The following is an 18818-nucleotide window of genomic DNA, read 5'->3' on the forward strand; positions in this document are numbered from 1 at the left end:
CTGAAATATATTTATAAGTTCTTTAAAGAAATTAAACAAATTGAAAGATGGCTGCTGAAAAAGTCCACATTTTTGACACTACACTAAGAGACGGAGAACAAGTACCGGGATGTAAGTTAAATAAGAAAGAAAAAATAGAAGTAGCGCTTAAGTTGGAAGAACTGGGCGTCGATATAATAGAGGCGGGTTTCCCGGTTTCCAGTCCTGGAGACTTTGAGTCCGTCACGGAACTTTCCAAAATTATAAAGAAAGCTACAGTATGTGGTTTATCCAGAGCTGTAGAAAATGACATTAAGGTAGCTGGAGAGGCTTTAAAATTCGCTGCAAAGCCAAGGATTCATACTGGTATAGGCACTTCTGACTCCCACATAAAATTCAAGTTTAAATCTACGCAGGATAAAGTGTTGGAAAGAGCCGTGGCGGCTGTAAAATACGCTAAGTCTTTTGTGGAAGATGTGGAGTTTTATGCAGAGGATGCAGGGCGAACAGACGATGCTTTTCTTGCCAGAGTTTGCGAAGAAGTAATTAAAGTAGGAGCGACGGTTCTTAATATTCCGGATACTACAGGCTATTGCTTACCTGAGGAATATGCTGCTAAAATTGCTTACCTGAGAGACAATGTAAAAAATATTGATAAGGCCATCTTATCCACCCATTGTCATAATGACCTAGGCATGGCGACGGCAAATTCTATAGCGGGTGTACAGCATGGTGCCAGACAGATTGAATGTACGATTAATGGTGTAGGTGAGAGAGCGGGAAACACCTCTTTAGAAGAGGTTGTGATGATTTTAAATCAAAGATTTAAAGGACAATTCGAAACAGGTATCAATACCAAGATGCTCAGTTACATGAGCAATTTGGTATCCGAGCGGATGGGAATGATTGTTCAGCCCAATAAAGCAATAGTCGGAGCGAATGCTTTTGCACATTCGTCAGGTATTCATCAGGATGGTGTAATAAAGGAAAGAACTACCTACGAAATTATGAATCCGCTAGATGTAGGTGTTGATCACTCATCTATTGTATTAACTGCCAGAAGTGGTAGAGCCGCTATAGCATACAGATCCAAGTTGATCGGCTATGACTTAACCAAAGAGGAATTGGATGTAGCCTATGATCACTTTCTTGATTTAGCAGATAGACTTAAGCAGGTAGAAGATTCTGATCTGGAAAAACTGCTGAAGACAAAGATATACTCGGTTGCCGGATAGAAGATTAAGAAATATAACCATATTACCCGGCGACGGAATCGGACCTGAAGTAATCGCACAAGCAGTGAAAACAATTCAGGCCATTGGTTACAGATACAATCATGAATTTAAGCTAGATCAGGCACTCATCGGTGCAAAGGCCATTGATGAAACAGGAAATCCCTTTCCGGAAGCCACTTTTGAAAAGTGCAAGAGTGCGGATGCGATCATACTTGGCGCTATTGGTGATCCGATGTATGATAGTGATCCGAATGCTAAAATTCGACCAGAACAAGGATTGTTAGACTTGCGTAAAAAGCTGCAACTTTTTGCCAATATCAGACCTATAAAGGTTTATAAAAAACTTCTGCATCTATCACCGCTAAAGAACGAAAGGATTAAGAATGTTGACCTGATTATTTATAGAGAATTGACAGGAGGGATATACTTTGGAAAAAAAGGGCGCTATGAAGATGGCAAAATTGCATATGATCACTGTGTGTATTCTGAAAACGAGATTAAACGAATAGCACATTTGGCATTTCAAGCCGCAATGAAAAGACGTAAAAAGTTATGTCTGGTAGATAAGGCTAATGTTTTAGAAACTTCCAGGTTATGGCGGTCTGTGGTTCGGGCGATGGCTACTGAGTACCCAGAGGTTGAAACATCATATTTGTATATTGACAATGCAGCTATGCAACTGATGATTGCGCCTTCTCAGTTTGACATTATCTTGACTTCGAATTTATTTGGTGATGTTTTGAGTGAAGAAGCAAGTGTCATTGCAGGTTCCCTGGGATTATTGGCTTCTGCAAGCATTGGTAGGAGATCATGTTTATTTGAGCCTATACATGGGTCATTTCCTCAGGCAGCAGGTAAGGATATAGCGAATCCCTTAGGTACGATTTTATCTGTCGGCATGATGTTCAGACACTTTGGGATGGATATAGAGGCCAATGAAGTAGAGCGAGCAGTTGAATTATGTATGAATGAGGGCATATTGACCATTGACTTAGATGTAGAAGTACACTATAGTTGTTCTCAACTAGGCGATTTGATTTACAGTATTATCGCTGAAGATTTGGAGCAGATTAATAAGCGGCAGTTAAGAATGGGGTCGTCGAGCATCATTTGATGCTTGATAGGAATTTTAGTTCTTCATCATTGAATGAACGATTTAACACAAACAGCGAGCTCCGCAAGCACCCAAAAGTGAGCGTAGCGAGCGCCCCATAAGCAATCGAAGATTGCGCCCTAAAAGGGAACAAAGTGACCGCCCTAAAAGCAATCGAAGATTGCGCCCCAAAAGGGAACGAAGTGACCGTCCTAAAAGTGAGCGCAGCGAGCGCCCTAACAGGGAACGAAGTGACCGCCCTAAAAGCAATCGCAGATTGCGCCCAAAAACAAAATGAATGACAAATATGAAAAATAAATACAGCAAGCACGTAACACAGGATCCGACCCAACCGGCGGCGCAGGCCATGTTATATGCATTAGGACTAACTGAAGAAGACTTAAAAAAGCCACAGGTAGGCATCGTCAGCACCGGATGGGAAGGCAATCCATGCAACATGCACCTGAACGATCTTGCGGCCAACATTAAATCCAACATCAATCAAGACAAACTCATAGGTCTAATCTTTCATACAATAGGTGTAAGCGACGGCATCAGCATGGGAACAGCAGGCATGAACTTTTCCCTCCCCTCTAGAGACATTATTGCCGATTCTATTGAAACCGTGGCTTCAGCTCAATGGTACGATGCCATTATTGCCGTAGTGGGATGTGATAAAAATATGCCAGGAGCCATGATGGGCATAGCCAGGCTGGATCGACCTGCAATCCTCGTTTACGGAGGGACCATTAGTCCTGGATGTCATCTGGATCAGAAATTAGATGTCGTCTCTGCATTCGAAGCTCTGGGTCAAAAGGTAGCCGGGACTATTTCGGAGGAGGACTATAAAGCTGTAGTACAGAAAGCTTGCCCCGGACCAGGTGCGTGCGGAGGAATGTACACCGCCAACACTATGGCCTCCGCCATTGAAGCGATGGGTATGAGTTTGACATTCAACTCGAGTATTCCCGCTACTTCTGAAGAGAAAGATAAAGAAGCAAAACGCATTGGCGAAGCCATTCAACACCTTATAGATAAGGATATCAAGCCTTCGGATATCATGACCCGGGAGGCTTTTGAAAATGCGATTAGAACCATTATCGTACTTGGCGGATCCACCAATGCTGTTATGCATTTAATAGCCATGGCTAAAGCCGCCGACGTCGATATTACCATTGATGATTTCCAACGACTAAGTGATATCACACCATTTTTAGCAGATCTCAAGCCTAGCGGAAAATACGTAATGGAAGATCTCTTTAACATTGGTGGTGTTCCTGCTGTGATGAAAAAAATGCTTGAATTGGGCATGTTGCACGGTGATTGCCTCACCGTTACAGGGAAAACCTTGAGGGAAAATTTAAAAGATGTTCCTGCACTTCCGGAAGATCAGAGCATCATAAAAGATATGGACCAAGCAGTAAAGAAAACGGGGCACCTGCAAATTTTATATGGTAATTTGGCTCTGGAAGGCTCTGTTGCTAAAATTACAGGGAAAGAAGGAGAGATATTTTCAGGGGTGGCCAGAGTATTTGACAAAGAACAAGATGCCAATGATGCTATTGTGGCAGGGAAAGTAGAGCCTGGACAAGTCATCGTCATCAGGTATTCCGGTCCGAAAGGTGGACCAGGGATGCCAGAGATGCTTAAGCCAACTTCAGCTATTATGGGAGCTGGTCTTGGGAACTCTGTCGCCCTCATCACAGATGGTAGGTTTTCCGGTGGAACACATGGATTCGTAGTAGGACACATTACACCAGAAGCAGAGGTTGGTGGAAACATTGCATTAATTGAAGACGACGACGTTATTACTATTGACGCCGTTAATAATAAACTAACCCTCGAAATTTCAGATGAAGAGTTGGAAGCAAGGAGAAAGAATTGGAAAAAGCCATCAACGAAAGCCCACAAGGGTATTTTAAGAAAATATTACAACTCTGTATCTACAGCCTCTGAAGGTTGCGTTACAGATCAATAAACTATAGGATGTCATGGAAAAGGCTACTCAAACTAAAGTAACAGCAAGTGAAAATGGAAAAGCACAACGAATAACGGGTGCGGAGGCCATTATCAAATGCTTATTGGAAGAAGGCGTGGATACTATTTTTGGTTATCCCGGAGGTGCCATCATGCCTTTTTATGATGCACTTTATCATTACGAGGATCAGCTCACGCACATCCTGGCAAGACATGAGCAAGGCGCCATACACGCAGCGGAAGGTTATGCCAGAGTGACCAGGAGAACGGGTGTTTGTATTGCCACATCCGGACCTGGAGCTACTAATCTAATTACTGGTATCGGTGATGCCATGTTGGATTCAACACCTTTAGTCTGTATCACTGGACAGGTCCACTCTTCCGTGCTGGGCAGCGATGCCTTTCAAGAAACAGACGTCATTGGTTGTACCACTCCTGTTTCTAAGTGGAATTACCAGGTGACCAAAGCTCACGAAATCCCTGAGGTCATTGCAAAGGCGTTTTATATTGCCAATTCGGGACGCCCCGGACCTGTGGTCATTGACATCACTAAGGATGCACAATTTGACGAACTCGATTTCATATATCATCAAAAACCTGCGATTAGAAGTTACTTCCCTCATCCAAAATTAAACCAGGCAGAAATCGACAAAGCTGCTGAACTGATCAATAATGCTCAACGTCCATACATCCTGGCCGGTCATGGCATTCAGATTGCCCATGCCCAGGAAGCATTCAAAATCTTTGTAGAGAAATCCGGAATTCCCGTTGGATGTACCATCCATGGTTGGGGATCCATACCCAAAAATCATCCCTTGAACAAAGGAATGTTGGGCATGCATGGCAATTACGGCCCCAATGTTTTAACCAACGAATGCGATGTTTTAATCGCCATCGGCATGCGTTTTGACGATCGGGTAACCGGCAACCTGGATAAATATGCTAAGCAAGCCAAAGTGGTACACATTGAAATAGACAAATGTGAGATTGGTAAAAATGTACCCGTAGATGCTCCTGTACACGCAGATGCGAAAGATGCGCTGATCGCATTGACAGAAAAGATAGAAAAAAAGTCCTATCCGGAATGGAACAAGATATTTGACGACCATGAAGAAATAGAGCAAGAGAAAGTCATCTCTAAAGATATGGCTCCCGACCCTGATGGTAAAATTAAGATGGCACAAGTCATTAAGATGATCTCAGAAATGACAAAAGGAAAAGCCATTGTTGCTACAGATGTAGGACAACACCAGATGGTGGCAGCCAGATATTATGATTACAATGATACCAATCAATGGGTGTCTTCTGGTGGTGCAGGAACGATGGGTTATGGATTGCCGGCAGCCTTCGGCGCTCAGCTAGGAAACAAAGATAAAGTATGCCTCGCAGTAATCGGTGACGGCGGTTTTCAGATGACCTTGCAAGAATTGGGGATGTGTTCGCAATGGAACGTGCCGGTCAAAATCATTTTATTAGACAATGAGTATTTGGGCATGGTACGCCAATGGCAGCAACTGTTTTTCGAGAAAAGATACTCATCGGTTGCACTGACCAATCCTGATTTCGTAAAAATTGCTGAAGGCTTCGGTGTTGCAGGTAAAAAAATCACCAAGCTTGAAGAAGTTGAAGCAGGTCTGCAAGAAATGCTCGACTACGACGGACCTTATTTACTGCATTGCATGGTAGTCAAAGAAGAGAATATATTCCCTATGGTCCCTTCGGGTGCCGGAGTTTCCGAAATAATTTTAGAATAATGGAGAAGCAAGAATTTACCATTTCCGTATTTACGGAAAACAGGACTGGTTTGATATCAAGAGTTGTGTCAATTTTTACCCGCAGACATATCAATATTGATAGTTTGACCACTTCACAATCTTCTATCGAGGGTATTCACAGATTTACCATCGTCATACAGACAACTGAAGAACAAGTGGTGAAACTGATCGGTCAATTGGACAAGCAAATTGAAGTTCTAAAATCTTTTTATTATACGAATGACGACATCGTACATCAGGAAATCGCTTTGTACAAAGTACCTACAAAGGCTTTCTCAGGTGGTGATGTCATAGAAAGGATCATACGCAGGCACAATGCACGTATTCTTAGAATAGAACCTGAATATACAGTGATTGAAAAAACAGGTCACGAATTCGAAACGGACGATCTGTTTAAAGACCTCAAGGTGCATGGCATCTTTGAGTTTGTTAGAAGTGGCCGTGTAGCGATTCCTAAACCAATGGAAAAACTTTTAGAATATCTAAAGGAAATGAACATCACCATAAACGAAAATTAATTAATCAGAAACATAAACAAAACCGCTTAATACAATGGCAAAAATGAATTTTGGAGGCGTAGAGGAAAACGTCGTAACGAGGGAGGAATTCCCTTTGGAAAAAGCAAGAGAAGTCCTGAAAGATGAGACCATTGCTATCATAGGATATGGTGTGCAGGGACCCGGTCAGGCATTGAATCTTAGAGATAATGGATTCAAAGTCATTATTGGTCAGCGTTCACCGTCTAAATCATATGATAAAGCCATCGAGGATGGCTTTGTCCCGGGAGAGACCCTGTTTTCCATCGAAGAAGCAGCTGAAAAAGGAACCATCATTCAATATCTGCTTTCCGATGCTGCACAAATTGAGATGTGGCCAACTTTAAAAAAGTATCTAACTCCTGGTAAAGCACTTTATTTTTCCCATGGATTTGCTGTTACTTATAAAGAAAGGACCAATATTATTCCACCAAAGAATATTGACGTGATCCTTGCAGCACCAAAAGGATCAGGAACTTCTCTGAGAAGATTATTTCTAGCAGGAAAAGGATTAAATTCAAGCTTTGCCATTCATCAGGATGCTACAGGCAGAGCACGGGATCGGGTGATTGCTATGGGAATCGGAATTGGTTCTGGTTACCTTTTTGAAACTACATTCAAGAAAGAGGTATTTTCTGATTTGACCGGAGAGCGTGGAACATTAATGGGTGCGATTCAAGGTATCTTTGCAGCTCAATATGATTTACTAAGATCCCGAGGACATTCCCCTTCAGAAGCGTTCAATGAAACTGTGGAAGAAGCGACAGAATCATTATATCCATTGGTTGCAGAAAATGGAATGGACTGGATGTATGCGAACTGTTCCACCACCGCTCAAAGGGGTGCATTGGATTGGTGGAAAAAGTTTAGGGATGCGACGAAACCCGTGTTCGAAGAATTGTACGATGAAGTAGCAGCAGGTAGAGAAGCTCAAAAGTCAATTGATTCTAACAGTCAAAAAGACTATCGAGAAAAATTAGAAAAAGAATTGGAAGAATTGCGAGAATCAGAAATGTGGAGAGCAGGCAGAACAGTAAGATCGCTAAGACCTTCTAACGATTAAATTACGAATTAACTCATTAAAAGTGCAGCAGATGTCCATCTGTTGCACTTTTTTTTAGCAGCTAGAAACTGAAATACGATACTATGATTTCTAAAGAAAGCATTGAGTTGGCAGCTAAGCAATTAGAAAATGTTATTCTTCATACTCCTTTAATGCGAAACATCACGCTAAGTGAAGAGTATGATTGCAATGTATTTCTGAAACGAGAAGATTTGCAATCGGTCCGATCGTACAAAATCAGAGGAGCGTATCATAAGATGACTAGGCTAACAGCGAAACAAGCCTCAAAAGGGGTGGTTTGTGCCAGTGCCGGAAATCATTCGCAAGGGGTGGCATTGGCTTGCCAATTATTGGGCATAGAGGGTGTGATCTATATGCCGGCGACTACTCCCAAACAAAAAGTCAGAAAAGTCAAACGATTTGGAAAGGATTACATTGACATTGTTCTGATCGGAGATACTTTCGATGATGCCTATACGGCTGCCATGATTTATGCTGATTCTGAGCAAAAAGCATTTATTCATCCATTTGATGATATCAAAACCATTGAAGGGCAAGGAACGGTTGGAATTGAAATTTTGGAGGATCTAAGGGTTTCTGCTGACTATTTATTTATGGCAATAGGTGGTGGAGGTCTTGCTGCCGGAGTTGGATCTTATTTTAGGTCAATGAGCCCTCATACTAAAATCGTAGGGGTTGAGCCGGAAGGTGCACCGGCCATGTATGAATCTTTAAGAAGTGGTAGGGTGGTAGAATTGGAAACTATAGACCCCTTCGTGGATGGAGCTGCAGTACGGCGAGTGGGAGATCAAACATTAATGATTTGCCAGGAAGTGCTGGATGACATGGTTTTGGTACATGAAGGGCGAGTATGTTCCGTTATCCTGCAAATGTATAATGAAGAGGCCATTGTGGTAGAACCAGCCGGAGCATTAGCCATTGCTGCTTTAGGTCAATACCGCGCCAAAATCAAAGGTAAAAATGTCGTTTGTGTGGTCAGTGGTGGAAATAATGATATTACGAGAACAGAAGAAATACGAGAAAGATCTTTGCTGTATGAAGGATTAAAGCATTATTTCATCATCCGTTTTCCTCAGCGAGCAGGCGCATTGCGAGAGTTTCTAGAAGTTTTGGGCCCGGATGATGACATTGCATTTTTCGAATACACCAAACGTACATCTAGAACCAGCGGTCCAGCGGTAGTGGGGATCGAGTTAAAACATCGCGAAGATTATGCTTCCTTAATCAAGCGCATGGACGCCGCCGGCATTCAGTACCAAACGGTCAATGACAAACCGGATTTAATGGGGGTGCTGGTGTAAAGGGAGGTGAATTTAATAGCAACCCTGTCAAAATCGAACCCTTTTTTCAATTCTGATCAAATTTAATTGCGTTTCTAACTATTTGATATAACTGTAATTTTTCTAAAGAATGTATGAACAAACTATATCAAGCTCGGATTTCCAATAAATCAGAAAGAAAAAATTCCCAAAACGACAAATTATGGATTGCTCATTTTTCCCTTATTAGAACGAAAAGATCTACGGCTGCAATAAATAATTGAAAAAGAACTCACGAATAAAGCATCTGAAAAATATCAAAGTTCCAAGCATCGAAAAATTATTATTTTAGATAATCATAACACATTTAGCAATGAAACCACTATGCTTTATTTTAATGCCTTTTGGGAAGAAAAAAGATCGATCAGGGAGATTGATTGATTTTGATGCAATTTATCGAGAATTGATTAAACCTGCAGTAGTGGCTTGCCACCTTGAGCCGATAAGGGCTGATGAAGAACATATGGGTGGGTCGATTCACAAACCAATGTTCGAAAGACTAATTCTGTGCGAGTATGCCATTGCTGACTTGACGACTTCTAATGCCAATGTGTTTTATGAATTAGGAATAAGACATGCTATCCGTCCTTATACCACTATTCCAATAAGCGCCTTTGATAGTGATCTGCCGTTTGATCTTGTGATGCAGAGGACTTTGAAGTATGAGCTAAATCAAAATGGGAAGCTTTTAGATGCTACTAAATCATTGAAAGAGTTGACTTCGTGGATCATGAATCAGAAAAATGATAATGCTGATAGCCCTGTTTTTGATTTAGTAGAGGATCTTGAAGTTCATCACAATCTGTCACATGAAAAAACTGACTTATTTCGAAAGCAGAATGATTACAATGAAAATATAAAGGAGAAATTATTACAAGCTAGAAATGCAAAATTGCAAGTTCTGGAAGATTTGCATGATGAACTGAAGCCTCTTGAAGAAAAAGAAGCTGGAGTGGTAATTGATTTATTTTTGTCCTACAGAGCGTATAGTGCATGGGATCAAATGGTTAAATGTTTTGAAGAAATGAATAGACCTTTACAGGGTACAAAACTGGTTCAAGAACAATTAGCCTTTGCTTTAAATAGAAAAGGGGAGAGAAAAAAGGCAATTAAGATACTTGAAGGATTAATAGCAAAATACGGAGCGGACCCAGAGACAAATAGTCTGTTAGGTAGGGTATTTAAAGATTCATGGAAAGAAAATGAAAAAGCAGGTAACATTTCAAAGGCTAGAGGTCTCTTAAAGCTAGCCATTAATAAATATCGGGAGGGATTTGAAGCAGATTGGCGAGACGCATATCCAGGAATTAATTTGGTTACTTTGTCAAAGGTTAATGGCGAAGAGGAGATTGTCAATAAGTATCTACCCTTAGTAAGATTTGCTGTCGAAAGAAAAATTGAAAAATCCGATCCAGATTATTGGGACTTAGCTACAATGTTAGAACTGTCCGTGATTGGAGAAGATTTTGATAAGGCTGAAGAATACTTAGAAGAGGCCCTTTACTTGATTCCGGATCAAGAATATTGGATGGCGGAAACCACGTCAGAAACATTGGAGATGCTAAGAGAGCACTCTGAGGATGCTAGTTATAGAAGTCGAATAGACTTGTTGATTAATGAATTAAAAAGTCAACGATAACTCGTAATTAATTTCATATGACAAACATTTATCTGATCTAAATTAGAACAATAAAAGATGGATTATTGTAACTTAACTTAAAATTACTCCCCTCATTGGAAAATAATCCACAATGAAAAACAAAGCCTCATTAAACCAAAACATAACTCAGAATATTTTCATCGCCCATTCTAATGATGCGGGTGATTTACAGATATTAAAAGGCTTATATAAGCAGTTCTTATTATTTGAGAAAAGTAAAGTGGTCAGAATTTTAGATCAAGAGGAGCTTTTTAAGGTTGCAAGAGATCAAAATGAAAAGATGAATTATGCCTTAGAAGCCGACTTAATGGTCCCTCTTTTAAGTGCTGATTTATTGAATGATGAAGACCAATTGGAAATTATTCTCGAGCGCAAGAGGTTAGAGAAGGAAATCCTTCCCGTCCTGGCAAGTAAATGTCTCTATGATGTTATTCCAGAACTAAAAGACCTTAAAGAGAAAATGATCCCGTCTGCCGAAGAATCTGTTCTGGAATCGACAGATAAGACATCTGACAACGACTCCATTTTTTCAAACATCGTAAAAAAGATCGTTTCCTTTGTGACAGGTGAATTCACTCCTATCTCCATTCCTTCGGGGAAAGCTTTTTTAATCATTACCTATGTCAATGGTTTATTGGGAATAGGAGCAGCGTTATTTACCTATGTCAGATTCGGTGCAGAGTTTCTTAGTTTTGGTTTGTTATTGATGTTTGCCAGTCTTTCAGTTGTCAGTTTCGTTAAATATAGCGCTTCAAAAATCTAATATTATGGGACAAATAAAGAATTTAAATGCCTTCCAACGCTATGTACAAAAACAAGAGTGGGCTAACCTTTTAACGCTTGTATTTCTAGGAGCTTTTTTATTGATTGGGACTGGGGTTACAACGTATGTTCATTATCAAGGAAAGTATAGCGAAGAAGTGCAGCAGATGGATATTGAATTGTATGGGATACAAATTGACTCTCTCCAAAGTGAGATTGACTCAATGAGAGATTCACACCGTGACGAAATAGTGAAAATTAAGGAGCAAGTCGATAATCAGAGAGAAATAATTAGTTCCACTCAAGGAGACAATCAAGATATGAGTTCTTTGATTGATTCCTTAAGAAACGAAGTTGAAATTGGATCTAAAAGGCCAAAGTCTTTGACTATTAGGAAAAGAAGTATATATCCATCGAATTATAGAAGGTTTTCGCCAACTGAATTGAAAAAGACTTTCAATATTCAACAATTAATTTTTGAGGATGAAGACACAGGGGTTGAAATCATAACACTAGAGCACAATGTTGGACTAGTAGAAGCAAGAGGTTTTGAGAGATTTGTCTATTCAAAGCTAGGCAGTGACAATAAGATGTCAGTCAGAAAGAATACTAAAATTCCTAAAGGAACCTACGTGCTGAAATATCCCACCACAACCATACTTTGATGAAAAAACTAAAAATTTTTCTCTCTTACGCTCACGAAGATGAAGCCATGAAGTCAGAATTGGATAAGTATCTGATTAGCTTAAAACGTTTGGGTAAGGTTGATGTTTGGAGTGACCATGCCATAATGGCTGGAGATGTTTGGGATGATAATATTAAGCATGCCCTGCACGAAGCGGATATCATACTTCTTCTTATTAGTGTTGATTTTAACAATTCTAATTATATATGGGAACAAGAACTTAAAGTAGCAATGGAACGTCATAGTCAGGGTTCTGCAAGAGTGATTCCTATTATACTCAAAGAATGCATTTGGAAGGATTTCGAATATTCGAACCTTCAAGCTTTGCCAGATGGTGGTGTACCTGTTTCTACATTTCAAAGACCAGAGCAAGCTTACACCAATATTGCCAGAAGGATCACAGATGTTGTAGATTACATGATAAAGTTAAACAGTTTAAATTGAGAATCTAAACTAATTTTAAAACAAACTAAATACAAGATTAAATTGCAAGCACCAGAATGGAAAACAAGGATTGAAAAAGAGAAAGATGAGAGGACTGGAATTCTTAATCTGGGTAATTGTGGATTAACTGAAATACCAGAGGAACTTTTTCAAATGATATGGCTTCAAGAAATTGTATTGTCAAACAACTACGAAAAAGTCGACAACAGGTGGGTACCTAGTAAAAAGATAAGTTCTGGTTTTAAGAATACAATCGCCAAAGTTCCAGAACTCAGAAATGCTTCAAGTTTAAGAAATTTTAGGAAGCTTACGACATTATCATTAGCGGGTTGTTTTGATATGAAGCTTGCCATTGACAATGAGGTACAACAATTAGCTAAATTGCTTCCTCCAACTCTAATCCATTTAGATTTATCACACAATAGCATTCATGAAATTTCAAAGGATTTTGGTATTGGCGCTCTACAGTATTTTAATCTGAGCAATAATAACCTTAAGCAAATAACCTTCCAAAGAAATTTCCCAAATCTCAGGGAGCTTCTACTTTCAAATAATAAATTGGAGACTCTAGACCTGCCATTTAACAATATGGTTACTAAGGTATCGCTCGATGGTAACCAATTAGAATCATTGAATGACATTAATCTTCCCAACAGTATTCAAATACTTGATCTTCAACATAATTTGCTAAAAAATGTGGATTTCGATAAGCTTCCTTTAAGACTTCTTCACCTTAATTTGTCTCGCAATCTTCTAAGCGATTACATAGAGATTACAAAACTTGTTTCCCTTTCCACTATAGACTTAAGCAACAATAGTCTTACTACAATTCCTAATTTCTCCAAGACTCAACTTAAGAAAGTCAAACTCTCGAATAATAATATATCAAACTTGGATTTTTCTTCGCCTCCTTACTACACCCATCTCGAGTTAGCAGGAAATCAGGTCTCGTCGATTGCTGGATTAGAAAATCATTCCCAGCTTGAATATGTTGATTTAAGTGATAATAAGATTTCCGAATCAGATCTTAAAAATGATCGAGAAGTAATTGCATCATTAAGGAAGAAAAAGAGTAATAAATTCACCTTACTAATTCACGAAAATCCTTTCATTTATAATCTAAGAAATATAAAGGAAGAAGACTATAACCTCAAATTTACTAGTAATCATCTGAACACTTTCATTGCTGACTTTGACAATTTTATAGCGGATAAAGAAACTGAATTAGAGAATTACTATCTACCAAATAAAATCGTCCTCTTAGGCAACAGCAATGCTGGCAAAACGAGTCTTACTTCTTTTTTAAAAGAAAGAAAAAAACAAAAAGTAGGCCAAAAGCTCAAAAGTACAGAGGGACTACAAATACACTACTGGAAAGACAATAAAAATTCTGAATTCATCATCTACGATTTTGGAGGACAGGATTTCTATCACAGTACATATCAATTATTTTTCACTAACGATGCCACATTTATAATCGTATGGGCTGCAGATAGTGATGAAAATAAAATCAATCTAAACACAGACGAAGCTAGGCCTGAAGCGTACTATAATTTTGATCATAAGTTTTGGATAGGGAATGTTGAGTATATTTTAGAACAATCAAGCAATGACAGTGATCCTAAGATTTTTACTGATAATATTTTATGTGTTGAAAATAAAATTGATCTGAATGTTTCCGAATACATCACTAAATTTTCATTTGGAGGTATTGAGCATTTTAAGGTTAGCTTAGTTTCAGATAGAAGGATTGATAAAGAAAGATGTAATTGGCTAAGAAAGTATATTCTATATTCACACAATAACTCATTTGAAGATGTTCCCACCTTTTCTGGAGCTGTGAAAGACTACTTGAACGCTTGGGAAGAAATGCGAACTGAAAAGAATAAATGGTCCGTAAGTGAGTGGAGAAGATGGATGAAAAAGAAATCAAGGAATTGGGGACTATTAAATCAAGACCAAAATCGAAAAATTATTAATCGATTAATCTATGCGGGCTTAATTATTCACTACCCCCATTTAAAAGGTCTTGAAACAACACTTTGGGTAGATCCGGAAGAATTTAGAAGTGACATTAATAGTATTCTAAATTCAAATGAGATTAAAGATGCCAAAGGTAGCTTAAATAAAAAGCAAGCATACGAGCTTAAACATTTTAGGGATTATAAAGCAGTGCTAGAGAAACATTGGCTGGTTTTTGAGGATTCTATCAATGATAACGAAATTCGATATATTTTTCCTCAATCACTGCCTTTAAACTTCGATAAAAATGTGCTTTTTAACCTTTCCATTTTAGATCTAAATTTTGCATTTTCTATCTCCTTTGATGAATTTATGCCTCTAGGCATTATGAACAGGGTAATTACTAATCTTGGAAGAATAGCAGAATCAAAATTTTACGGAAGATATGATATTGTATTGAACTACGAGGGCTATAAGATACATATCAAATGTAATTTTGAGAATCTCACAATTTATGTTTTTGCGGGAACTACAAGTGAGGCAATATTGGAGGAGATCTTTAAGAATTTACTTTATGCCTATCACCACCAGGCTTCCGATGTTGGTAATTTGCTGAACGAAAATCACTTTAAAATTCCAAGTGATTTGAAAGTTTGTATTGAAGAAGGGTTTGAAGTAGCATATCGTGATATAGAAGAGGCAGCAAGAGATAATATTCATAATGTTATTGGCACAAAAGCAGGGTCAAAGAAGAAATCATTTCCGCTATATAAGTTTTCACATTTCTTAGCAGATAAAATTAGTCCACCATTAAAAGTTTTTATATCCTACTCTCACGATGATTATCAATTTAGGGAAGAGCTTCAAAAGTTCTTAGTTGGTATGGAGAGAGAGAATAAGATTGAAGTCTGGCAAGACGGAAGAATACAAGCGGGAATGGACTGGGATTCAGAAATCAAAAAGAATTTGGATGATTCAGACATCATCATTTTACTTGTTTCGCAGAGGTTTATAGCTTCTAATTACATTCACGAAGTAGAATTAAAGAGAGCAATTAACACGATCGGTGACGACGAAAGGCATTTGATACCGGTACTCATTAAAAATGCCGATTATGAAAATTGGATTTATCCAGTAAAAAAGAAAACTAATCTAACCGCTTCAGATATAAAGCTAGGTAATTTCCAATTTCTTCCAGTTGATGATAAATCTAGAAAGCTAAAGGCTGTGAATAAGTATCAATATCAGGAAGATGCATGGAAGCAGGTGGTTCAAAAAATTAGAGAAATTATAGATCTAAAACAGTTATGAGTAATTATTCTTGCTATATAAATGATGGTGTGATTAAGATTGGAGAAAATAGATATTCTGAACTCTCGGATAATAGAGTGATTGGAAACGAATTCTGGAAACGTAGTTATTTAGAACAAAACCCTATTGTAGATTCACCCTTATATAATGATTTACTAAGTGAAAAAAGAGCTTTGATAAATGCAGTAGGAAAAAGAGTGTTTATCTCCCATCGACAAGCAGATGAACAAATCGCTCGGAGAGTTGCTACGATGCTTCGTATCGCTGGAATTTACTATTGGCTTGATGTTTTAGATCCACAATTACAAAATACAAACATAACATCAATACAAACGGCTAATATTATTGAGATTGCTCTGCTAAATTGCACACACGTTGTTGCAATAATGACAGATAACTCATTTGGATCGACGTGGATACCTTATGAGTATGGCAGAGTAAAGGATAAAAGACTAATAATAAAAAATGCCATTGCATATAAATACAATTTGACTCGACCACTTCCTGAATATATGGAACTGGGAATCAAGTTTGACAGTGTTTCTATGATGATTAATTTTTTAAGAATCTAATAGCTGGTATGAGTGATAAAAATATCGAAAAGCCAAAAGTATTTATAGGTTCTTCTTCTGAGGCTTTATCAATAGCAAATGCCTTAGCCAAAGGCTTAAACGATGTTTGTCAGGCTGATATTTGGGATCAAGGCACTTTCATAGAAAATGAAAACTACCTTGAAAATCTCTTATCTAAACCAAAGAATACAGACTTGTTAATTCTTGTATTGACTGAAGAAAATTTAATTTATTCTCGTAATGAATTTAAAAAAGCTCCTAAAGATAATTTGAATATGGAGGTAGATCACTCTTCTGGATGAATTAGGAAGAAGAGAACTTTTTTATAACCAGATGCCCCACAATTTTAATCACTTCGATAAGAAATTTGCTTAATGGAAAAAACTTAAAAATATGAAAAAAGTAAAACACAAATGTTTCATATCCTTTCATAGAAGGGATAAGGATGAAGTTGATGAATTTTGCCAAAAATTCTCTGGCAGTTTTATTCGGAGAGGTTTGTTAATGGAAGATGATATAGTAGATTCAAAAAACACAGACTATGTAATGAGAAGGATAAGAGAACAATATCTCAAGGATTCTACAGTAACAATAGTATTGGTAGGAAAATGTACATGGGCAAGAAGGTTTGTAGATTGGGAAGTGCAAGCATCACTCAGAAACCCTTCAGCAAGCTATCCAAATGGGCTTGTCGCAATTCAACTACGGAATTCTTATAAAAAACTTCCAAGCAGGGTTAAATTAAACATTGATTCCAGTTATGCGAAATTTTACGAATATCCCACTACAAATCAATCTCTTTCAAATATAATTGATGAAGCTTATTATTCAAGATATAATTATCAAGAATTGATAGTAAACCCTAGAGAACGAAATCTGTACAACAGAACGTGTGAATACTAAAACCACTTTGAAAGATGTGTGAAATTTTGCGGAACTTCAATATTCAATTATATATTAAACTTGGGATGATTATTATCTGATAAAATGGGGACTGAAAAATTAGGACCGATTGGGTATACTAAATTTTTGCGATCTTTAAATGTAAATTTTCAAATTACAAAGCTATGGTTACCACAAATTCAAGTGTAGAGAAATATGAGGGAATTTTCATTGATAAAAAACTTGAAGATGACTTTACTGCAGAGTATTTAGCAGACAATGTCATTCAACACAGATTCTATATTTTAATAGGAATCTTCTTATTTCTTGTCTTTCATCTACTCGATCGTTATCTTCTTGAAATTAAAGAATGTGATATTTCTTGGGAATGCCTCCTCCATCGTAGTTGCGAACTTTGTACAATGTTACTAATTCGCTTGACTGTTGCAACTTTGTGCTTGGTAGTATTCTTCTTATCCTTTACAAAATTCTATTTAAACAGGGGGTTTGCTTTAGTCACTACGGCACTGCTTATATGTTCATTTGGTGTTAATGCGCTTATGTATACCGCTTTTACGAATACTCCCGAATACTATACAGGACTTATAATTATTATGATTTTTGGTACCGTACTTTTCCGATTAAAATTTAAACAGATTCTATTACTTTGTTTGACTTCTATTTTGGTTTTTAGTATAATATGTTTAGTACTTTTTAAGGAGGAACTCATTTTGCATACTTTTATTAGTCAATTGACATTTTTATTTACTGTTGGAACAATTTGTTGCATTGGGGCTCTCCACTATGCTAGGAATGCCAGAAATCTATGGCTTTTAAATAAAAAACATAGGCAGTCCACACCAAGTAATGCGCGTCACAAACAGTATGATATTTTTATAAGTTACTCCAGAAGTAATAAAGGAATTGCAGAAGAACTTGAGCAAAAGCTAGATGCAACTAACCTATGCGTATTTCGAGATCAATCAGAGCTTGTTATAGGTAAAGAGTGGCATAAAAGTTTGATGCAATCTATACGTAATTCAAAAATGATTGTTTTTATAGCTTCACAAAAATCTTTAGAAAGTACAGATGCAATACTAGAACTAGGCCATGCCTTTATTCTGGATAAAAAAATATGTACGTTATTAATTCACGGACTATCAAACAGTGACTTACCTTTACAATTACAAGCTCTTTATCATGTTGAATATGATACTGAAGCGCAGAAAAACAAAGCTGTAAATCAAATTAAGGAAGAAGTTTTAAGGCTAACGACCTCAGATTAGTAACTGCTCATATTTTCTCAATCTCGGTGGGATAATATTTTAAGTTGGGTTTAGTACATACTCTATCAACAAACATAATTCTGAGGGGCGACATAAAGTGGTCAGAGGTTTGAAGTTCCCCCCGAAAACTAGACAGTGAATATAGTTTGATTACAAACCATTAAATTTACTGTTATGAGTAGAAAAAAGTATACCAGCAAATTCAAGACAGATGTCGTATTGGAGGCCTTAAAGGAGCGAAGCACGATTGCTCAGC

At 37.8% G+C, this 18818-nt stretch carries 16 protein-coding genes; all 16 read left to right on the plus strand.

Annotation, left to right across the window (positions count from 1 at the left end):
- Positions 1-47 precede the first annotated feature (47 nt).
- The 16 genes from L2567_RS20105 (at position 48) to L2567_RS20180 (ending at position 18562) form a co-directional block, all read left to right on the plus strand.
- The gene (locus tag L2567_RS20105) at positions 48-1214 is read left to right on the plus strand and encodes a 2-isopropylmalate synthase (RefSeq protein WP_235299654.1); all 1167 of its coding nucleotides are present in this window, start codon (positions 48-50) and stop codon (positions 1212-1214) included.
- Positions 1204-2328: a 3-isopropylmalate dehydrogenase gene (gene leuB / locus L2567_RS20110; RefSeq protein ID WP_235299655.1), complete on the plus strand. Its 1125-nt coding sequence runs from the start codon at positions 1204-1206 to the stop codon at positions 2326-2328. Before L2567_RS20105 ends, leuB begins: the two co-directional genes overlap by 11 nt.
- Before the next feature lie 286 nt (positions 2329-2614).
- Positions 2615-4285, plus strand: a complete 1671-nt coding sequence (gene ilvD, locus L2567_RS20115) for a dihydroxy-acid dehydratase (protein ID WP_235299656.1) — start codon at positions 2615-2617, stop codon at positions 4283-4285.
- Positions 4286-4298: 13 nt separating this feature from the next.
- Positions 4299-6038, plus strand: coding sequence for a biosynthetic-type acetolactate synthase large subunit (ilvB, locus tag L2567_RS20120; RefSeq protein ID WP_235299657.1), 1740 nt, complete (start codon positions 4299-4301; stop codon positions 6036-6038).
- Complete coding sequence (gene ilvN / locus L2567_RS20125; protein ID WP_235299658.1) at positions 6038-6577, plus strand: acetolactate synthase small subunit; 540 nt, start codon at positions 6038-6040, stop codon at positions 6575-6577. The genes ilvB and ilvN overlap by 1 nt, the downstream gene beginning before the upstream one ends.
- Positions 6578-6611: 34 nt before the next feature.
- Positions 6612-7658 (plus strand): ketol-acid reductoisomerase, encoded by a 1047-nt coding sequence (gene ilvC / locus L2567_RS20130; RefSeq protein WP_235299659.1) that lies wholly within the window; start codon positions 6612-6614, stop codon positions 7656-7658.
- Positions 7659-7741: 83 nt separating this feature from the next.
- Positions 7742-8980 carry a threonine ammonia-lyase gene (gene ilvA / locus L2567_RS20135; RefSeq protein WP_235299660.1) on the plus strand — a complete coding sequence of 413 codons (1239 nt, stop codon included), beginning with the start codon at positions 7742-7744 and terminating at the stop codon, positions 8978-8980.
- Positions 8981-9311: 331 nt separating this feature from the next.
- Positions 9312-10637 carry a TRAFs-binding domain-containing protein gene (locus L2567_RS20140; RefSeq protein WP_235299661.1) on the plus strand — a complete coding sequence of 442 codons (1326 nt, stop codon included), beginning with the start codon at positions 9312-9314 and terminating at the stop codon, positions 10635-10637.
- Between the two features lie 112 nt (positions 10638-10749).
- Positions 10750-11421 carry a hypothetical protein gene (locus L2567_RS20145; protein WP_235299662.1) on the plus strand — a complete coding sequence of 224 codons (672 nt, stop codon included), beginning with the start codon at positions 10750-10752 and terminating at the stop codon, positions 11419-11421.
- Between the two features lie 4 nt (positions 11422-11425).
- Entirely contained in the window at positions 11426-12085 is a 660-nt protein-coding gene (locus L2567_RS20150) for a hypothetical protein (RefSeq protein ID WP_235299663.1), read from the plus strand.
- Positions 12085-12549 carry a toll/interleukin-1 receptor domain-containing protein gene (locus L2567_RS20155; RefSeq protein WP_235299664.1) on the plus strand — a complete coding sequence of 155 codons (465 nt, stop codon included), beginning with the start codon at positions 12085-12087 and terminating at the stop codon, positions 12547-12549. Before L2567_RS20150 ends, L2567_RS20155 begins: the two co-directional genes overlap by 1 nt.
- A 42-nt stretch (positions 12550-12591) precedes the next feature.
- Positions 12592-15822 carry a TIR domain-containing protein gene (locus L2567_RS20160; protein ID WP_235299665.1) on the plus strand — a complete coding sequence of 1077 codons (3231 nt, stop codon included), beginning with the start codon at positions 12592-12594 and terminating at the stop codon, positions 15820-15822.
- Entirely contained in the window at positions 15819-16394 is a 576-nt protein-coding gene (locus tag L2567_RS20165) for a toll/interleukin-1 receptor domain-containing protein (RefSeq protein WP_235299666.1), read from the plus strand. The genes L2567_RS20160 and L2567_RS20165 overlap by 4 nt, the downstream gene beginning before the upstream one ends.
- Before the next feature lie 8 nt (positions 16395-16402).
- Positions 16403-16696 carry a TIR domain-containing protein gene (locus L2567_RS20170; protein ID WP_235299667.1) on the plus strand — a complete coding sequence of 98 codons (294 nt, stop codon included), beginning with the start codon at positions 16403-16405 and terminating at the stop codon, positions 16694-16696.
- A 91-nt stretch (positions 16697-16787) separates the two neighbouring features.
- Positions 16788-17297 carry a TIR domain-containing protein gene (locus tag L2567_RS20175; protein WP_235299668.1) on the plus strand — a complete coding sequence of 170 codons (510 nt, stop codon included), beginning with the start codon at positions 16788-16790 and terminating at the stop codon, positions 17295-17297.
- Positions 17298-17461: 164 nt separating this feature from the next.
- A complete protein-coding gene (locus L2567_RS20180) occupies positions 17462-18562 on the plus strand; it encodes a toll/interleukin-1 receptor domain-containing protein (protein ID WP_235299669.1) in 1101 nt (366 codons plus the stop codon).
- Positions 18563-18818: the final 256 nt, after the last annotated feature.

The sequence above is a fragment of the Portibacter marinus genome (genome assembly GCF_021533195.1).
Lineage (GTDB): Bacteria > Bacteroidota > Bacteroidia > Chitinophagales > Saprospiraceae > Portibacter > Portibacter marinus.

Bases quoted from the DNA above. Each gene is read 5' to 3' on its own strand.
- L2567_RS20150 (WP_235299663.1), top strand. From the start codon at position 11,426: ATGGGACAAATAAAGAATTTAAATGCCTTCCAACGCTATGTACAAAAA.
- ilvN (WP_235299658.1), top strand. From the start codon at position 6,038: ATGGAGAAGCAAGAATTTACCATTTCCGTATTTACGGAAAACAGGACT.
- L2567_RS20175 (WP_235299668.1), top strand. From the start codon at position 16,788: ATGAAAAAAGTAAAACACAAATGTTTCATATCCTTTCATAGAAGGGAT.
- ilvC (WP_235299659.1), top strand. From the start codon at position 6,612: ATGGCAAAAATGAATTTTGGAGGCGTAGAGGAAAACGTCGTAACGAGG.
- L2567_RS20180 (WP_235299669.1), top strand. From the start codon at position 17,462: ATGGTTACCACAAATTCAAGTGTAGAGAAATATGAGGGAATTTTCATT.
- L2567_RS20145 (WP_235299662.1), top strand. From the start codon at position 10,750: ATGAAAAACAAAGCCTCATTAAACCAAAACATAACTCAGAATATTTTC.
- ilvB (WP_235299657.1), top strand. From the start codon at position 4,299: ATGGAAAAGGCTACTCAAACTAAAGTAACAGCAAGTGAAAATGGAAAA.
- L2567_RS20105 (WP_235299654.1), top strand. From the start codon at position 48: ATGGCTGCTGAAAAAGTCCACATTTTTGACACTACACTAAGAGACGGA.
- L2567_RS20155 (WP_235299664.1), top strand. From the start codon at position 12,085: ATGAAAAAACTAAAAATTTTTCTCTCTTACGCTCACGAAGATGAAGCC.
- ilvA (WP_235299660.1), top strand. From the start codon at position 7,742: ATGATTTCTAAAGAAAGCATTGAGTTGGCAGCTAAGCAATTAGAAAAT.
- L2567_RS20140 (WP_235299661.1), top strand. From the start codon at position 9,312: ATGAAACCACTATGCTTTATTTTAATGCCTTTTGGGAAGAAAAAAGAT.
- L2567_RS20165 (WP_235299666.1), top strand. From the start codon at position 15,819: ATGAGTAATTATTCTTGCTATATAAATGATGGTGTGATTAAGATTGGA.
- ilvD (WP_235299656.1), top strand. From the start codon at position 2,615: ATGAAAAATAAATACAGCAAGCACGTAACACAGGATCCGACCCAACCG.
- L2567_RS20170 (WP_235299667.1), top strand. From the start codon at position 16,403: ATGAGTGATAAAAATATCGAAAAGCCAAAAGTATTTATAGGTTCTTCT.